Origin of the sequence: Streptomyces sp. NPDC047982, assembly GCF_043204165.1 — a bacterium.
In the GTDB taxonomy this organism is placed as follows: Bacteria; Actinomycetota; Actinomycetes; order Streptomycetales; family Streptomycetaceae; genus Streptomyces.
The window spans coordinates 1-17,533 of record NZ_JBIDBS010000020.1; the positions used below are offsets into that span (position 1 = coordinate 1).

The 17,533-nt window shown below is 72.4% G+C and carries 11 protein-coding genes; 6 read left to right on the top strand and 5 right to left on the bottom strand.

What is annotated here, in order from left to right:
- Positions 1-347 precede the first annotated feature (347 nt).
- On the bottom strand, positions 348-815 hold the full coding sequence (locus tag ACGF2V_RS23440) for an RDD family protein (RefSeq protein ID WP_362630890.1): 468 nt from the start codon (positions 813-815) through the stop codon (positions 348-350).
- 227 nt (positions 816-1,042) lie between these two features.
- Between ACGF2V_RS23440 and glnA the strand changes: the two genes are divergently transcribed.
- Entirely contained in the window at positions 1,043-2,452 is a 1,410-nt protein-coding gene (gene glnA, locus ACGF2V_RS23445) for a type I glutamate--ammonia ligase (RefSeq protein WP_362630887.1), read from the top strand.
- A 211-nt stretch (positions 2,453-2,663) separates the two neighbouring features.
- Here glnA and ACGF2V_RS23450 read toward each other — a convergent pair whose 3' ends face one another.
- Complete coding sequence (locus ACGF2V_RS23450) at positions 2,664-2,933, bottom strand: hypothetical protein (protein ID WP_362620246.1); 270 nt, start codon at positions 2,931-2,933, stop codon at positions 2,664-2,666.
- Positions 2,934-3,052: 119 nt separating this feature from the next.
- Here ACGF2V_RS23450 and ACGF2V_RS23455 point away from each other — a divergent pair, with 119 nt between their 5' ends.
- Positions 3,053-3,412: an arsenate reductase family protein gene (locus tag ACGF2V_RS23455; RefSeq protein WP_362703991.1), complete on the top strand. Its 360-nt coding sequence runs from the start codon at positions 3,053-3,055 to the stop codon at positions 3,410-3,412.
- A gap of 165 nt (positions 3,413-3,577) precedes the next feature.
- On the opposite strand, the gene ACGF2V_RS23460 is transcribed toward ACGF2V_RS23455, so the two are convergent.
- A complete protein-coding gene (locus ACGF2V_RS23460) occupies positions 3,578-4,492 on the bottom strand; it encodes a Gfo/Idh/MocA family oxidoreductase (RefSeq protein ID WP_362620250.1) in 915 nt (304 codons plus the stop codon).
- Positions 4,493-4,841: 349 nt separating this feature from the next.
- Between ACGF2V_RS23460 and ACGF2V_RS23465 the strand changes: the two genes are divergently transcribed.
- The 4 genes from ACGF2V_RS23465 to ACGF2V_RS23480 all read left to right on the top strand — a co-directional run bounded on the left by ACGF2V_RS23465 (position 4,842) and on the right by ACGF2V_RS23480 (position 9,835).
- Positions 4,842-6,443 (top strand): hypothetical protein, encoded by a 1,602-nt coding sequence (locus tag ACGF2V_RS23465; RefSeq protein ID WP_362703994.1) that lies wholly within the window; start codon positions 4,842-4,844, stop codon positions 6,441-6,443.
- Complete coding sequence (locus ACGF2V_RS23470) at positions 6,440-7,597, top strand: hypothetical protein (RefSeq protein ID WP_362703996.1); 1,158 nt, start codon at positions 6,440-6,442, stop codon at positions 7,595-7,597. Before ACGF2V_RS23465 ends, ACGF2V_RS23470 begins: the two co-directional genes overlap by 4 nt.
- A gap of 314 nt (positions 7,598-7,911) precedes the next feature.
- The gene (gene glnII, locus ACGF2V_RS23475; RefSeq protein WP_362620255.1) at positions 7,912-8,946 is read left to right on the top strand and encodes a glutamine synthetase; all 1,035 of its coding nucleotides are present in this window, start codon (positions 7,912-7,914) and stop codon (positions 8,944-8,946) included.
- Positions 8,947-9,073: 127 nt separating this feature from the next.
- A complete protein-coding gene (locus ACGF2V_RS23480) occupies positions 9,074-9,835 on the top strand; it encodes a TetR/AcrR family transcriptional regulator (protein WP_362620256.1) in 762 nt (253 codons plus the stop codon).
- Between the two features lie 50 nt (positions 9,836-9,885).
- On the opposite strand, the gene ACGF2V_RS23485 is transcribed toward ACGF2V_RS23480, so the two are convergent.
- Positions 9,886-11,922 carry an NB-ARC domain-containing protein gene (locus ACGF2V_RS23485; protein WP_362620258.1) on the bottom strand — a complete coding sequence of 679 codons (2,037 nt, stop codon included), beginning with the start codon at positions 11,920-11,922 and terminating at the stop codon, positions 9,886-9,888.
- A 185-nt stretch (positions 11,923-12,107) separates the two neighbouring features.
- A complete protein-coding gene (gene pulA / locus ACGF2V_RS23490; protein ID WP_362703999.1) occupies positions 12,108-17,420 on the bottom strand; it encodes a pullulanase-type alpha-1,6-glucosidase in 5,313 nt (1,770 codons plus the stop codon).
- Between the last annotated feature and the right edge of the window lie 113 nt (positions 17,421-17,533).

Below are 17,533 nucleotides of genomic sequence, written 5' to 3' on the forward strand. Positions count from 1 at the left end.
GCCTTGCCCTTGTCGTACACCGCGGCGACCTTCGAGGTCTGCACGGCGCCGCCCTTGACGGGGATCGGCCGGTGCACCCGGACGCGGGGGGGGGCGGGGAGGGCGGGGGCCCGGGGGGTGTGGACCCCCGGGGCGGGGGGCCCCCCCCCCCCCCCCCCCCCCCCCCCCCCCCCCCCCCCCCCCCCCCCCCCCGCCGCCCCCCCCCCCCCCCCCCCCCCCCCCCCCCCCCCCCCCCCCTCGTCCTCCCACGTCCTTCGTCCAACGCCTGCAACGTCGCCTCGCGCCGTCGGTTTCGCCGTCGCCGTCGGTTTCGCCGTCGCCGTCGGTTTCGTCTTCGCCGTCGGCGGTCAGATACGGACCTGGACCGCGCGGGCCAGACGGTCGTGCAGGCCACGCCCGTCGCGGTCCCAGACCAGGGCGGGTACGGCCAGGCACAGCAGCAGGCTGCGGACGACGACGCGCCCGAAGGTGAGCCGGCCGCCGTTCTCCGCGGTGACCCTGATGCCCATGACCCGCTTGCCGGGCGTGCAGCCGATGGTCCCCACGGTGAGCACGCTCAGCACGAGAAAGACGCCGAGGGCCCAGTTCCCGGCCGCCTGCTGGTCACCGCGGGCGAACAGCCCGTACGCGACCAGCATGCACAGGGCCCAGTCGATGAAGAGGGCGCCGAAGCGCCGGCCGAGCGGGGCCACGGACCCCGGCCCGTCCTCCGGCAGTCCGAGCCGCTTGCCGCGGTAGCCGAAGTCGACGCCCATCTCCTCGGCGGCCGCGCGCGGTCCGGAGAGCCACGATCCGATTGCTTGCCTCTTGTCCACCCGACCACGGTACTGCGCCCGCCCGCGCACCCGGCCGGGCGGGTCCGCGGCCCGCCCGGCCAGGCGAGAGGCACCATCCGCGCACGGCCCGGTTAACTTCTGCGAAACAAATGGGTCATGATTGAGAAATCCGGTCTGCCTATGGTCGGGAGCAGCGCGTGCCACCGCACTGGCCGCACGATGGGCTACGACCCCGTCCCTCCCGGGTCGGGAGTAGGAGGAGTTGGATGTTCCAGAACGCCGACGACGCGAAGAAGTACATCGCGGACAATGACGTCAAGTTCATCGACGTCCGGTTCTGCGACCTGCCCGGAGTGATGCAGCACGTCACGGTCCCGGCGGCGACCTTCGACCCGGCCGACGACCTCGCCTTCGACGGCTCGTCGATCCGCGGCTTCCAGGCCATCCACGAGTCCGACATGGCGCTGCGCGCGGACCTGTCGACCGCCCGGGTCGACCCGTTCCGCCGCGACAAGACCGTCAACATCAACTTCTTCATCCACGACCCGATCACCGGCGAGCAGTACAGCCGCGACCCCCGGAACGTGGCCAAGAAGGCCGAGGCGTACCTGGCCTCCACCGGTGTCGCCGACACTGCTTACTTCGGCCCCGAGGCGGAGTTCTACGTCTTCGACAGCGTCCGTTTCCAGACGTCGTCGAACGAGAGCTTCTACCACATCGACTCCGAGGCCGGCGCCTGGAACACCGGTGCGCTGGAGAACAACCGGGGTTACAAGGTCCGCTACAAGGGCGGCTACTTCCCGGTCCCGCCGGTCGACCACTTCGCCGACCTGCGCGCGGAGATGTCGCTGGAGCTGGAGAAGAGCGGTCTGGAGATCGAGCGCCAGCACCACGAGGTCGGCACCGCCGGCCAGGCCGAGATCAACTACAAGTTCAACACGCTGCTCGCCGCCGCCGACGACCTGATGCTCTTCAAGTACATCGTGAAGAACGTCGCCTGGCGCAACAACAAGACCGCGACCTTCATGCCGAAGCCGATCTTCGGCGACAACGGCTCCGGCATGCACGTCCACCAGTCCCTGTGGGCCGACGGCCAGCCGCTCTTCTACGACGAGCAGGGCTACGCGGGCCTCTCGGACGTGGCCCGCTACTACATCGGCGGCATCCTGAAGCACGCCCCGTCGCTGCTGGCCTTCACCAACCCGACGGTGAACTCGTACCACCGCCTGGTCCCCGGCTTCGAGGCGCCGGTCAACCTGGTGTACTCGCAGCGCAACCGCTCGGCAGCGATGCGTATCCCGATCACCGGCGCCAACCCGAAGGCCAAGCGCGTCGAGTTCCGCGCCCCGGACCCGTCGTCGAACCCGTACCTCGCCTTCTCCGCGCTGCTGATGGCCGGTCTCGACGGCATCAAGAACAAGATCGAGCCCGCCGAGCCCATCGACAAGGACCTCTACGAGCTGGCCCCCGAGGAGCACGCGAACGTCCAGCAGGTCCCGACCTCCCTCCCGGCCGTCCTGGACGCACTGGAGGCGGACAACGAGTACCTCCAGGCCGGCGGCGTCTTCACGGCCGACCTGATCGAGACCTGGATCGACTACAAGCGCACCAACGAGATCGCCCCGATCCAGCTGCGCCCGCACCCGCACGAGTTCGAGCTGTACTACGACCTGTAGAGCGCGAGTGTCGGATCCCGACGGCCGCCCGGCGGTCTTCGGGATCCGACACGTATGAGGGCCGCTGCCTCCGAGTGGAGGCAGCGGCCCTCATACGTGCGGTGTCCGGTTCGGGATGCCCGTACGTCCCCTGCGCTGCCGGATGTGCGGGCCTCGCCCGATCGCGCGGGCTTCCGGGTGAGGAGCAGACGGGCGGGTCGGCGGACGGCCGTCAGCGGCCGTAGCGGATCAGGGAGCGGACCATGCGGCAGGTGGTGTCGGACGGCGGGTGGATGCCGATGCGCTCGGCGGTCGCGCGTATCCTGCGGTCGGTCGCGGTCGACGGATAGTAGACGCCCGTGTCGAGCAGGGCGATCGCGAGGCGCATCGCCTTCAGGCGGCGGTTGTGGGTGACGTACCACTCGCGGGGCCGGCCCGCGGGGAGCGGCTTCTTCCGCAAGGGCTTGTGGTACTGCTCGGTCGTGACTGCGGCAACGGCCATGGGCATCCTCCTGGCACGGTTGTGGAACCCTCACGAACTCCCTTTATTTTACGGCCCACCACTGACAATCGGCCCTGGCCAGCGGCACTTTGGGGGGTTTCTCCCGTACCGTTGGCACCATGGAGATCTGGATCAATCCCGCCTGTTCGAAGTGCCGCAGCGCGGTGAACCTGCTCGACGCCGAGGGCGCCGAGTACACCGTCCGCCGCTATCTGGAGGACGTGCCGTCGCCGGACGAGATCCGGGAGGTGCTGGACCGGCTCGGACTGGAGCCGTGGGACATCACGCGTACGCAGGAGGCCGAGGCGAAGGAGCTCGGGCTCAAGGAGTGGCCGCGCGAGGCCGGTTCGCGGGAGCGGTGGATCTCGGCGCTCGCCGGACACCCGAAGCTGATCCAGCGGCCCATCATCACGGCCGACGACGGGACCGCCGTCGTGGCCCGTACGGACGAGGCCGTACGGGAGGCCCTGGGGCGCTGAGGACGGGCGCGGGCACCGGGCACCAGCGGGCCGCCGGGCACTGGCCGGGGCCGGGCGCGCCCGGTGGCCGCGCGGACTCCCCTGCTCCCCGCCCCGCCCGGCCGCCGCTGACCCGCCACCGCTGTGGCGTCTCCCCCGCACCCACCCCGTACCCGCGCCCCTCCCCTACCGCTTCCCCGCCTGTTCCTCCGCCTCGGCCAGCAGTTCCGTCAGGCGCAGCCCGAACCGTACGTCGCACGGATGCGACTCCCCCGTGCGCGCCGATTCGACGAGCGCGTCGACGGCCGCCCGGAACGAGCCGACCGCGTCGCTCCATCGCGGCAGGGCGACGACTCCCTGTTCGCCTCGCAGCTCGATCTCGGTGCCCACCGCTCCCACCGGCGCGCCCAGGGCCAGGGTCACCGTGCTGGAGGCGCCGGAGGTGTGGCGGAGGATCAGGTGGGTGGTGTCGGCCCGGCCGCGGGCGGCGATCAGGTGGGTCACGTCGCCCAGCACCGGGATCAGGACCGACAGCACGTGCGGGCCGACGTCCCACAGTCCGCCCTTCTCGCGGCGCCAGGGCGAGGCCGCGTACTCGTTGGCGGTGTCGGGGGCGTACAGCGCTCCGATCCACTGGGCGCGGGCGGTGAACCAGTCGTCCACGGCCGCCTGTTCCTCGATCCACGCGGCCGTGGCGGGAGCGAACCGCAGGGTGCAGAAGACGACGGACGCGACCCCGGACCGTTCCACGGCCCGGGCGACCTCGCGGGCTCCCGCGACGGTGGTCGCGACCGGCTTGTCCAGCAGCAGGTGGCGTCCGGTCGCCGCGGCGCGGGCGGCGAGACGGGCCTGGACATCCGGCGGCACGGCGAACGCGATGGCGTCGCTGGCCGCGAAGAGCTCGTCGAGGCCCGTGTCATCGCTGTACGCCGTGGTCCCGTGGGCGGCGGCCAGCACCTCCGCCGCCTCGGGGCGGCGACCCCACACGCCGCTCAGGACCACGTCGGGGTGGGCGGCGAGGGCGGGTGCCTGTGTGTTCCTGGCCCAGGGGCCCGTACCGACGAGGCCGACGCGCAGAGGAATCGGGGAATGTGTCGTCATGGGGCAAGTCTGCCCGGTCCCCCGTTCCGGGCCCGTAATTCGGGAAACGCGGACGGACCGGGAGAACGGAGCGGGAGAACGGAGCGAACGGTGGGGGCAATCCGGGCCCGTGACCGAGCGGGCCGTTCCAGACCCGTGCCGTGGCACCCTGGGCGTGCCGCCCCGGACCCGTATCGCGGTTGGCACGAGGTGAGGTCGCCGGATACGTTTGCGGGGCCGGCCGCGGGACTCCGGCCGCGACTTCCGGGACTTGCCTCTGAAGCAAAGATTTCGCTGTTCGCGCCCCCATTCCCCGGCCGGCGCCGCGCCGCCCCCGCGTACGGCGGCGCGCGAGGCCACGGGGGGATCCATGACGAGCACGCACACGAGCACGGCCACGGGCCCCGGCGTCGGCGCCGGTCTCGTCGCGGCGGAGGACGTACTCCTCTTCGTGAACGCGGCGATCACCGCCACCGGCCAGCGCGAGTTCCGCTCGACGGCTCAGCAGCAGCGGCTCTCGCTGGACTTCCTCCACGCGTACGTACGCGTCAACTACCGCCGGGTGTACGCCGCCGCGCTGGCCCTCGACATCAACGACCACAACGCCGTGCGCATCGTCCAGGGGCTGCTGGAGACATCCGCCGAGGCGACGGCACAGGAGAAACGGGCCGAGGGTCGGCTGATCGCCGCCCGGCTGGCGAAGCTGCCGCCGCAGCGCGTCTACCGGTTGTTCCGGGCGCTGCGCGCGGCCGGGGTGAACAACCGGCGCACCCGCGCGATCATGCGCGACTGGCTGGCCGCCCGGCCGGATCCGGCGCACGACGCGGTGAAATACCGCACCGGTCTGAGGACCGCCGCCCGCCATGTCCACTTCCGGTTCGACACCGACACCGACCCCGGCTCCGGCTCCGTTGGGACCGACGAGGCCGGCGAAGTGGGGGACTTCCTGTTCCGGCCCGGCCGGCGGCCCCGCTACCGGCACCCGTTGCTCGACGCGTGGCGGCGCGCCCACTACGAGCAGGGCGCCGTCGCGGAACTGCCGTTCACCGTCGCCGAGGGCTTCGCCGCCCGGCACGGGATGAAGCGCGAGGTGCTCCTGGAGCGGATGATTCCACGGATGACCCGGCTGGAGCGGCTGCGGAGCGTGGAACGGCTGCGGGCCTCGGCGCGGCGCGGCACCGTGGCCCTGGCACCGCTGCCCGCGGACGTCGATCTGACGGTGATGCCGCTGACCCGGCTCGCCCTGTACGTGCTGTCGCTCGGTCTCGACGTGCGGTCGGCGCACCGCGCGGAGCTGACGCGCGCGCTGCGCGCCGCCGCCCGGCGTGCGGCGGGCCCGCAGGCCGGGAGCTGGGGGAAGGTGGCGGGCGTGCTGGACGACAGCCACTCGTCGTCCGGGTCGGGCGAGAAGCGGCGCCGCCCGCTCGCCGTGGCGCTGGCCTGCCACTTCCTGCTGGAGGCGCTGTCCGCGCCGGGCGGGTACACCGCGCTGTGGACCTCGGGCGGCACCGATCCTCTGCTGGCCAGGCCGTGGGGGCCGACGCCGCTGGGCAGCCGTGTGCTGGACGCCCTGGAGCACGGCCCGGACCGGCTGGTCATCGTGTCGGACGGCTGGGACAACGCGCCGCCGGGTCTCGCGGGCGAGGTGCTGCGGGTGTGGCGGACCCGGCTCGATCCGGACCGGCGCACGGCGGTGGTGCATGTGAACCCGGTGTACGACGCGGACGGTTTCGACGTGCGCCGGCTCGCGCCGGGCGTGCCCACCGCCGGCATCCGGGACGCGGAGGATCTGCCGGCCCTGGTGGAGATCGCCCGGTTCGCCGAGGGGCGCAGCGGGGCGGACGCCCTGTACGCCTATCTGGACGGCCGGGTCGAACGGTTCGTCGGGGGACATCCCGTCGCCGTCGCCGGGCCCCCCGCCGCCGGCACCCGTGGGACGGGCGACGCGCAAGGTGCGGGAGTCGTGTCGTGAACCGGCTCGAACTGACCGGGCTCGTCACCCGGCCCGCCCAGGTGTGGGGCGGCATCCGGCTGGTTCCGCTGGTCCGGGAGGAGCCCGTCGAGGGGCTCCGGCTGCACCGGGAGGTCTACCGGGGCCACGGGACCGGTGTCGTCGACGTCGGCCCGCGCACGCACTATGTCTCGTACATCCCGCACGGCTTCGTCGCCGACTGGTCCGGCGAGGCCGCTCAGACCGCCGCGTACGGTACGCAGCTCGGTCCCGGGGCGGGCGACACGTCGCGGGACCGGCCGCCCCGGACCGTACGGCTCCCGCGCGGCCGTCACCACCGGATGGCCAGGCGGCAGCCCGGCGACCGGCTGCGGTTCCTGCCGCTGCATCTCGCCCTGGAGGGGTATCTCGCCCTGCACTTCGGGGGCCCTTCCGTCGCCTGGGAGGAGTGGTCGCGCCAGGCGCTGCGCGACGGGCTCTCGCCGCGCGCCGAGAGCGCGTACATGGGGTGGTCGGTGCACGGCCTCGGTGACGCGCTGCGGATCTTCGAGATCCATCCGGGCCAGTGCGGAGTGATGGTGTACGCGGCCGACGCGCTCGCCGCCGCGTTCGTGGTGCCGCATCCGGACGACTACCGGCTGCTGCACGGCTCGCTGGTCCAGGACCTGTACGGGGACCTGGTCCACCACCACGCGCTGTACGGCGGGCCGGTGGCGGATTTCACCGCGCGGATCGACGACGGTCCGCATCTGGGGACGCTCGTCGCCCTGCGGGCGGCGGCGCGGGCCCAGGAACGGGCGTGGGCCGAGGCGCACGACACGGTGTTCGCCCGTGAACTGCTGGACACGTCGTACGCCTTCGACCGGGTGTACCGGATGGGTTCGTTCACGCTGTGGCGGTTCCTGCCGCCGTTCCGGCTCGACGGGGACGGCCGGCACATCGGGGAGACGATCACCGACCACAAGGGGCGGGTCACGTACCTGAAGACGTTCCGGCTGTCGGACGCGCAGATCAGGCGCGGCCATCTACTGCACCGGCTCGCCGCCGCGGACTGGCGGCTCGCGGACGCGGCAGCGGCGCTGGGCACCAGTGAGCAGGAGCTGCGGCGCCGGATCCGGTCCGCCGGTTTCGCATCGCTGCTCAGACACCGGGCGCCGGACGGAATTCCTCGGTGACACCGGGTTCGCACCCGGTCGTCCCCGGAGCGACGGCTTCTAGTGCCGCGGCAGGCACGTTTGCCCGTCAAGGAGCGCGTCCGGTGCGTGCTCTCGGTGTGTCGGCCGGAAGCCCTCGTACGGGACGTACTTGGGTTTTCGGCCGGTGCGGCGAGAGGGCGTGCCGGGCGTCGCGACGGGGCGAACGTTGCCTGATGCGGCACTAGGTAACACGGGGTTCACACGCGGGCAACGGACGGGAAATCGCGGCTTGCGAGTCTGTGGACGGCAGAAACCGAACCGCACCACCGCAGGACCCGCAAAGGATGGCTTCCGTGACGTTCAAGGCCGAGTACATCTGGATCGACGGCACCGAGCCGACCGCCAAGCTCCGTTCGAAGACGAAGATCATGGCCGGGGACGCCTCGCGGGAGGTGGCGGCGCTGCCGCTCTGGGGCTTCGACGGCTCCAGCACCCACCAGGCGAAGGGCCGCTCCTCCGACCTGGTGCTCAAGCCGGTGTTCTCGTGCCCGGACCCGATCCGGGGCGGCGGCGACATCCTCGTCCTGTGCGAGGTCCTCGACATCGACCTGACCCCGCACTCGTCGAACACCCGTGCCGTGCTGCGTGAGGTGGCGGAGCGGTTCGCCGGTCAGGAGCCGATCTTCGGCATCGAGCAGGAGTACACCTTCTTCGACGGCCACCGTCCGCTCGGCTTTCCCGAAGGCGGCTTCCCCGCCGCGCAGGGCGGCTACTACTGCGGCGTCGGCGCCGACGAGATCTTCGGCCGCGACATCGTCGAGAAGCACCTGGACAACTGCCTGCGGGCGGGTCTCGGCATCTCCGGCATCAACGCCGAGGTGATGCCCGGCCAGTGGGAGTTCCAGGTCGGCCCGCTGTCCCCGCTGGAGGTCTCCGACCAGCTGTGGGTCGCCCGCTGGCTGCTGTACCGCACCGCCGAGGACTTCGACGTGTCCGCGACCCTGGACCCGAAGCCGGTCAAGGGCGACTGGAACGGCGCGGGCGCGCACACCAACTTCTCCACGAGGGCGATGCGCGAGGGCTACGAGGCGATCATCACCGCGTGCGAGTCGATGGGCGAGGGCTCGAAGCCGATGGACCACGTGAAGAACTACGGCGCGGGCATCGACGACCGTCTGACCGGTCTGCACGAGACCGCCCCGTGGAACGAGTACAGCTACGGCGTCTCGGACCGCGGCGCCTCGGTCCGCATCCCGTGGCAGGTCGAGCGGGACCGCAAGGGCTACATCGAGGACCGCCGGCCGAACGCCAACGTCGACCCGTACGTCGTCACGCGGCTGATCGTCGACACCTGCTGCACCGCGCTGGAGAAGGCCGGCCAGGTCTGATCCGGGCGCGGCCCGCCGGGCTCCCCCGAGCCCGGCGGGCCGTCGTCCCGCCACGCGGTCCCGCCGGCGCCCTCGGCCGAGGACCGGTTCCCCTCGTCGACGCCCCTGCCTCGGTACGCTGTCCACCATGACGACCGGGGTGCGGCGCAGGATGGGCGTCGAGGAGCGCAGGCGGCAACTGATCGATGTCGCGCTGGAGTTGTTCAGCCACCGCACCCCGGACGAGGTGTCGATCGACGAGATCGCGGTCGCGGCCGGGATCTCGCGGCCCCTGGTCTACCACTACTTCCCCGGGAAGCAGAGCCTGTACGAGGCGGCGCTGCGGCGGGCGGCGGACGAGTTGTCGGAGCGGTTCGTCGAGCCGTGTGAAGGGCCGCTCGGGGGACGGCTGTTGCGGGTGATGAAGCGGTTCTTCGACTTCGTCGACGAGCACGGCCCGGGATTCTCGGCCCTGATGCGGGGCGGACCCGCGGCGGGCTCGTCGACGGCCAACGCGGTGATCGACGGGGTGCGGCAGGCGGCGTACGAGCAGATCCTGGCCCATCTCGGCGTCGACGTCCCCTCGGCACGACTGGAGTTGGTCGTGCGTTCGTGGGTGTCGCTGGCCGAGTCGACGGCGCTGCTCTGGCTGGACGGGCGGCGTGTCCCGCGCGAGGAGCTGGAGACGCAACTGGTGCACGACTTCGCGGCGCTGGTCGCGGTGAGTGCCGCGTACGACACGGAGATGGCGGGCATCGTGCTGCGGGTGCTCGCGCAGGAGCCGGCGGACGGGCCGTTCGGCGAGCTGCTGGAACGGCTCTCCGCGCTGGCGCCCGCGGCGCCGGCCGCACCGGCCGTTCCCGGGCAACGCGCGCCTGCCGCGACGGGCCCGCGAACCGGCACGCCGTGACGGACCCTGCGGCCCGGGCGCCGCGGCAGGGGGTGCCCGGCGGCCTCGCGTTACGTCAGCAGTTCGCCCTGGAGCGCCGCCGCCAGGCCGACCTCCGCGTTGTCCGTCCGGCCCCGTTCGAAGGCGCGCTGGTAGGCGGCGTCGCCGACGGCCTCGCGGGCCCTGCGTTCGCACGCCTCGCGCAGCGGGCCCAGTTCGGGGGTGCCGCGCTGCGGGTGGCCGACCATGCGCCAGTAGACCTGTCCCGTGCCGTACACCCGGGCGGCGCGGGCGCCCGCGCCCTGGGCGGCGATCGCCGCGGCCAGAATGTCCAGCCCGAGCGCGATGCCGAAACGGTCGCGCAGATGGTGCTTGCCCGCGAGCATCGCGCGGGCATGGGCGGCGGACGTCTCGGCGTCGCCCCGTAACAGGGCGATCAGGGCGAGCTGGTAGTCGACGTAACTGCGGGTCCAGCGCTCGTCCTGGTCCTCGCAGACGGCGCGCAGGTTCCGGGCGGCCTCGGCCGCCTCGTCCAGTCGCCCGAGGCTGGTCAGGGCGAAGACGGTGATGAGACGGCATCGCAGCCGGTAGGCCGCTTCGAGCCGGGTTCCGGCGTCGGTGACGCGCAGGACCTGGTCGATCCGGCGCAGGCTCGCCTCGGGGCGTCCGGTCATCAGATGGGTGAGGCCGCACAGGTAGGCGGCGGCGAGGACGCCCTCGTCGGTGCCGTCGCGGTCCGCGGCCCTGGTGCACTCCCGGCCCAGGCGGCGGGCGGTCGGGTAGTCGCCCTGGAGCATGACGGTCATGCCCAGGACCCACAGGGCGCGGGTGCGGTGGGGGCCCTGCGCCGGACCGGCGTCCAGGGCGCGCCGGGCGTAGTCGCGGGTCTGCGGCAGATGGCCGCAGCAGCACCAGAAGAAGCCGATCCGGCCCGCCATCTCCTGGGCGGCCGCGGCGTCGTGGACCAGCAGATGGTCGAGGGCCGCGCACAGGTCGGCGTGCGTCTCGGCGATGCGGTGGTACCAGATGATCTGGTCGTCGCCGGTCCAGCCCGCGTGGGCCTGGCGGGCCAGGCCGAGGAAACGGGCGGCGTGCCGGTCGGCGGCGGCCCGCTCCTCGCCCAGTTCGGCGAGCCACATCCGCCCGTAGTCGCGGAGGGTGTCGAGCATCCGGTGGCGTGCGCCGTCCCGTCGGACGACGGACTTGGCGACCAGGCCGTCCAGGGCCTCGGTGACCCCGTCCGCGGTGAGCGGTCCGTCGGCGCAGACCTCGCGGGCGGTGGCCTCGTCGAAGTCGCCGCGCAGGACGGTCAGTCGCGCCCAGAGCAGCCGTTCCGGCGGGGTGCACAGTTCATGGCTCCAGCCGATGGCGGTGCGCAGGGTGCGGTGGCGCGGCGGCAGGGCCGAGTCGTCGGCCGGCACGTCGAAGCGGGTGCGGATCCGTGCGGCGACCTGCTCGACACTCTCCTCGCCCAGGGCCCCGGCCGCGAGTTCGATGGCGAGCGGGATGCCTTCGAGGCGGCGGCAGATCTCGGCGGCGGCCTCGGCGTCGGCGGGTGTGTGGAGGGCGAGTCCGGGGGCCGCGGCGACGGCCCGGTCCCGGAACAGGGTCAGTGCGTCGCCCGCGCCCTCGACCGGCAGTGGTTCGACCTCGACGGGCCGTTCGCCCCGCAGGCCCAGGGGCTGCCGGCTGGTGGCCAGCACGGTGAGGCCGGGCGAGGTGGTGAGGACCTCGCCGAGCAGGTGGGCGCAGGCGGGGAGCAGGTGTTCGCAGGAGTCGAGGACCAGCAGCAGTTGCTTGTCGGCGAGCCATTCGCACAGCGCGTCGATGGGCATGCGCAGGGTGTGGTCGCACAGCCCGACCGCGTCCGAGACGGTCGCGACGAGGAGGCTGTCGTCGTGCAGCGGGGACAGGTCCGCCCAGCAGGCCCCGTCGCGGTACGCGGACGCCGCCTGCCGTGCCGCGCGGGCGGCGAGCCTGGTCTTGCCGACGCCTCCGCTGCCGGTGAGGGTGGTCAGCCGGTGGGCGGCGACGGTGCGTTCGAGACCGGCAAGTTCCGCTTTCCGTCCGACAAAGCTCGTCGTCTCCTCGGGGATGTCGCTCGCCATGGTCACCGTCACTGAAACAGGTGGACCGGCCGGCCCCGGCCCCTGGTCCGTACGCCCCAGGCATGGGAGAGACCTGGGCTACCGGAGAAGGGGCCGGACCGGCCGGGGGTGGGATGGGCGTGCCGGAGGGTGCGCGGGTGCGGCACCCCCCGGCGGCTGCGTGCCCAACCTAGTACTGCCGCGGCTCAGTTCTGGGCGAACACCGCCACCGTGCGTCCCGGAACGGTGAACCTTCCCGAACTTCGCTCAAATGTCGACTTCTTGACGGTAGGATCCGCGCCCTTCGCCTGGACGGGGTGCAGGGCGTACCGTTTCCCCGCGAGGCCCGTGACCGTCTGGGTCGTGGTGCCGGGGGTCGCGTTGAAGACGACGAGCAGTCTGCCGACCCGCATGGTGATCACGCCCGGTGTCTCGTTCGTCCCGGAGAGCGGGAAGGACAGGGCCGACTGCACCCGCTCGGTGGTGGCGAGGGAGAAGTCCCGTTCCGTGGCGCGGATGGTCAGCAGGTCGCGGTACGCGGCCGAGGCGCCCTCGATCGTCGCGCATCCCGGCCGCAGCGCGGGGTCGGCCAGCAGCGGCCGGGCGTAGGACCACTTGGACGCGTTGTCGGCGGCCGGGGGCAGGCCGCGCCCGAAGCCGTTGCCGTCGCGGCAGTCCCAGTGCAGGGCGTTGAACCAGTCGCCGCTGTCGTACGAGTTGCGGTCCAGGGACTTGGAGCGCAGCAGATCGGTGCCCGCCTGTGAGAGCGAGGGGCCCTGCGAGAGGGCGGCCGTCGCCATCGCGAGGACCTGCGCGCGGGCCCGGTCCGCCACCGTCGTGCCCGCCGGGAGCTTGAAGGCGAGCGCGTCGTACAGCGACTCGTTGTCGTGCGCGTCGGCGTAGGCGAGGGCGTCGCCGGGGGCGGCGGCGTAGCCGGCGGGGGCGCCGTTGTAGTCGACGTCGGAGCCCTTGACGGCACGGCCCGAGGAATCGGTGAAGGCGTAGTCGGCGAGGCCGCCGGTGAGACCGACCTTGATCAGGTCCTGGTAGTGCAGCAGCCGGGCCTTCTGCTCGGCCTTCGTGCCGTTGGCCGGTGAGGTGTTGGGGTGGGTGTACAGGCCGGTGGCGAAGCCCTGCACGCCCGGGTCCTCGTCGAAGGGGCCGCCGCCGCGCACGGCGTCGCGGGCCCGGTCGGAGAAGGTGGCGACGCCGGTGCCGGCCATGTTCTTCTGGGTGGCCTGGACGAACCGGGCGTCGTCGGCGATCTCGCCGAAGTTCCAGCCCTCCCCGTACAGGACGATCTTCTTCCCGTCGACGCCGTCCTTCGCCACGGTCAGCGCGTCCAGCGCCTTGCGCACGGCCAGGATGTTGGCCCTGGGGTGGTGGCCCATCAGGTCGAAGCGGAAGCCGTCGATCTTGTACTGCCGGGCCCAGGTGACGACCGAGTCGACGACGAGCCGGCCCATCATGGTGTGCTCGGGCGCGGTGCCCGCGCAGCAGGTGGAGGTGGCGACGGTGCCGTCGTCCAGCAGTCGCTGGTAGTAGCCGGGCACGATCCGGTCGAGTACGGACTTGTCGTCCTGCCCGGCGGCGACGGTGTGGTTGTAGACGACGTCCATGACGGTGCGCAGGCCCGCGCCGTTCAGCCCCTGCACCATCCGCCGGAACTCGACGGTGCGCCGGGTGCCGTCCGGGTCGGAGGCGTAGGAGCCCTCCGGGACGGTGTAGTGCAGCGGGTCGTAGCCCCAGTTGAAGCCGTCGCGGGCGGCGGCCGCGGCCACGCATGCCTGCTGCTCGGCGGAGTCGGGGGCGTACACGGACAGGTCGCAGGCGGGTTCGGTGCGGTCGGACTTCCTTTCCGGGACGGTGCCGATGTCGAAGGCGGGCAGCAGGTGGACGTAGTTGGTACCGGCGTCGGCGAGCCGCTGGAGGTGCTTCATACCGTCGGAGCGGGTGTCGGTGAAGGCGAGGTACTGGCCGGGGTGTTTCGAGGTGCGGTCCGCGATCGAGAAGTCGCGGATGTGCAGCTCCTGGATCCGGGCGTCGCGCAGCGGGACGGCGGCGGGCTTCCTCAGCCCCTTCCAGCCCTGGGGCGCGAGCTCCGGATCGTCGAGGTCGACGACGAGGCTGCGGGCGGAGTCGGTGGTCAGGGCGGTGGAATAGGGGTCGGTGACCTTGTTGGTGACGAACTTCCCGACGGTGGGCGCCCAGACGTCCACCACGTAGCGGTAGGGCTTGCCCGTCCACTTCTTCGTGCCCGTGACGGACCAGACGCCGGTGCGGTCGTCGCGGCGCATCGGGACGGCGCGGCCGTCGAGTTCGAGGGAGACGGTACGGGCGCTGGGCGCCCACACGGACAGGGTGGGGCGGCCACGGCCGAAGACCGGGCCGAGCGGGACGGAGGCCGCGTGCCGTCCGTACAGGTCGTCGAGCACGCCCGCGGTCTGGACGCCGGTCGCGGCGAGCAGGGCGCCGTTCGCGGCGCGCTGGGTGGCGATCAGCTGACCGCGCAGCGCCTCGCGGACCCTGTCCCGGTCCCGGGCGTCGACGGTGAAGGCCGGACGGTCCCTGAGGTGCGGGTACTTCGCCTTCTGCGCGTCGGACAGCGCGGACGGGGTGAGCCGGATCCACCGCCCCTCGTCGGAGAGCGCCCCGTCGACGACGGAGATGGCGCCGTCCGTCGCGTACACGAGCTGCCGGCTGGTGGCCCCGGTGGCCTCGGCGTCCCAGACAAGGGTCTCGGCGTCGATCCACTGCGCCTGGGCCTTGGAGAGGTCGGGGGCGGGGGCGGTGCCGGTCTGCGGCAACAGATAGCCGGGGGTGCCGCCGAGCAGCCAGACCTCGTGCCCGTAGGTGGCGATGTCGAGCGACTGGTCGCTCGGCAGGTCCTTCTCGTCGCCCTTGTGCAGGATGTAGGCGAGCGAGGTGGCGCCGTCGGTGAGCGGGACCTCGAAGGTGAGGCCGGAGGCGTCCTTCTTCACCGGCTGGAGGGGCCGGGCCCAGTCGGTGGGGTCCTTGGCCCCGGTCCAGGTGTGCAGGCCCCAGCCGTCGTAGTCGCCGTCGGGCCGGTAGTAGTGCAGCACGGCCTTCGTGGCGTCCTGCGGCGGGTAGGCGCCGTCGGGGGCCTCGTCGGCCTGGCCGTCCTCGCCCTGCTCGATCCAGACCTGTCCGGTCCTCGCGAGGTCGATGGTGCGCCGCGGTCCGTCGGCGGTGCCGGACTTCTCCACGGTGTACGAGAGGGAGGAGGCGCCCTCGTCGAGCTTGATCCAGGCGAAGGCGCCGTAGGCGTCCCGCCCGGTGAACCCTGCCGACGTGTCGCCCGCCTTCAGCCGCCATCCGTCGTAGTCGCCGTCCGCACGCCGGTAGTGGACGACGGCGTAGTCGCGTGCGACCGCGACGGGCTTCTCGGCCGCGGGCGCCCGGCCCGCGGTGGTGGCGGCGAGGGCGCTCGCCGTGCGGCCGGCACGGTCGACGACGACCGCCTTGTAGCGCAGGGGAGTTCCCTCGGTCACCGTCTCCGGCACGGTCTGGGTGACCTTGTACGGGGCGTGGTCGGCGGAGCCGAGCGTGACCCACTTCCCGTTGCCGGTCTGGGCGGCGAAGACGACCCGGTTCAGCTGTCCGCCGTCGACGTCGGCGGATATCTCGACGGTGCCGGTGGCTCCGGCGGCGGGTGCCTTCAGGGTGAGGGAGGGCGGGGTGGCCGGGGTGGCCATCGGCTTGCGCGCGCGCAGCACGACGCCGGAGAGCGCGGGCACGGTGACGGTGATCCGCCGGTCGGCGCCGCTGCGGACATCCGCCGAACCTCCGTACAACGTACGGAAGTTCATGTGCGCCGAGGCGGTGGACAGTTCGACGGTCCGCGGCTCCTCGGCGTTGTTGAACGCGACGACGTACTCGACGGCACGACGGGGGTCCGTACGGGAGAACGCGTAGACGGAGTCCTGTGCGTAGCGCTCGGTCTGGACGCCGTCGCGCAGGGCCGGGTTCTTCCTGGTCAGTTCGGAGAGCGCGGCGATGCTCCGGTACAGGGGGTGGCCTCGGTCGTACGCGTCGGCGGCGTGGGTGCGGTCGGTGCCGATCCGGTCGTCGTCGAGGTAGTCGGCGGTCTTCGAGGCGAACAGGGACTGGCGGGCGTCCTTGTCGCCGCCCGCTCCGGTGAAGCCCTGCTCGTCGCCGTAGTAGACGACCGGGTTGCCGCGGCTGAGGAACATCAACTCGTTGGCGAGCCGGACGCGCTCGACGAGTTCCGCGTCGTCGGCCTTCGGGTCGTCCTCCTTGAGGAACGTCCCGATGCGGCCCATGTCGTGGTTGCCGAGGAAGGTGACCTGTTCGTAGGCGTTGGCCTTGTCGGTGGTGTAGCGGAAGTCGTCGGCGAAGACCGCGGCGAGCTTCGAGGCGGGGCCGCCCCGGGAGGCGTACTGGCGTGCCGCGTCCTGGAACGGGAAGTCGAGCGTCGCGTCGAGACGGCCGCGGGTGACGTAGGGCGAGGTGACGGCGGTGTCGGCGGAGTAGACCTCGCCGAACATGAAGAAGTCCTCGCGGCCCCGCTCGGCGGCATAGGCGTCCAGGGCCGTCGCCCACTGGGTCCAGAAGTCCAGGTCGACGTGTTTGGCGGTGTCGATCCGGAAGCCGTCGATGTCGAAGTCCCGGACCCACTTCTCATAGATCCGCTCCATGCCGGAGACGACCTCGGGGCGCTCGGTCCACAGGTCGTCGAGGCCGGAGAAGTCGCCGTACGTGGTGGACTCGCCGGCGTAGGTGGAGTCACCGCGGTTGTGGTACACGGTGGGGTCGTTGAGCCAGGCGGGGACCTTGCCGCCGCCGCTCCTCGGGGTGTACGGGAACGAGTCCGCGTCCACCTTCGCCATGCCCTCGGTGTCGTCGAACGGGCGGCCGTTCGCATCGAGGTAGGGGTAGGCGCCCTTGGGCCGGTATCCGTAGGTCTTCTCGGCGTAGTCGACGGTGTCCGCGGTGTGGTTGGTGATGACGTCGAAGAAGACCTTCATGCCCTTGTCGTGGGCCTTGTCGATGAGTGCCGACAGGTCCGCGTCGGTGCCGAAGTGCGGGTCGACCCGGGTGAAGTCGGTGACCCAGTAGCCGTGGTAGCCGGCCGAGGCGTCCTTGCCGGTGCCCTGGACGGGGCGGTTCTTGAAGATCGGGGCGAGCCAGATGGCGGTGGTGCCGAGGCCCTTGATGTAGTCGAGGCGGTCGGTCAGGCCCTTGAGGTCGCCACCCTGGTAGAAGCCCTTGTCCGTGGGGTCGAAGCCGGTCTTCAGGCGTGAACCGGTCAGCCCGCCGCGGTCGTTGGAGGGGTCGCCGTTCGCGAACCGGTCGGGCAGGACGAAGTAGAACTGTTCGCGCGTCAGGTCGTGACGCGCCGGTTCGGAGGCGAGCCGGGCGTCGGTGGGCGGGGCCGGGGGTCTCGGCGCGGCGGAGGCGGAGGCCGCCGGGACGACGGGGAGGAGCGCGGCGCAGAGCGCGGCTGCGATTCCCCGTCCGAGGCGGGAACGGGACACGTGCGGGTCTCCTTGCGTGTGCTGCGGGAATCGGGGGACGGGGCGGAGCCCGTCGGCGGCGCGTGCCGAGGTCCGGGGCGCCGGGGTGGCGTGGAGGGCCGGGGCGCCGGGGG

Excerpts from the sequence above, each read along its gene's own strand:
- ACGF2V_RS23480 (WP_362620256.1), top strand. The coding sequence starts at position 9,074 with ATGACGACCGGGGTGCGGCGCAGGATGGGCGTCGAGGAGCGCAGGCGG.
- ACGF2V_RS23485 (WP_362620258.1), bottom strand. The coding sequence starts at position 11,922 with ATGGCGAGCGACATCCCCGAGGAGACGACGAGCTTTGTCGGACGGAAA.
- ACGF2V_RS23460 (WP_362620250.1), bottom strand. The coding sequence starts at position 4,492 with ATGACGACACATTCCCCGATTCCTCTGCGCGTCGGCCTCGTCGGTACG.
- ACGF2V_RS23465 (WP_362703994.1), top strand. The coding sequence starts at position 4,842 with ATGACGAGCACGCACACGAGCACGGCCACGGGCCCCGGCGTCGGCGCC.
- ACGF2V_RS23455 (WP_362703991.1), top strand. The coding sequence starts at position 3,053 with ATGGAGATCTGGATCAATCCCGCCTGTTCGAAGTGCCGCAGCGCGGTG.
- ACGF2V_RS23450 (WP_362620246.1), bottom strand. The coding sequence starts at position 2,933 with ATGGCCGTTGCCGCAGTCACGACCGAGCAGTACCACAAGCCCTTGCGG.
- glnA (WP_362630887.1), top strand. The coding sequence starts at position 1,043 with ATGTTCCAGAACGCCGACGACGCGAAGAAGTACATCGCGGACAATGAC.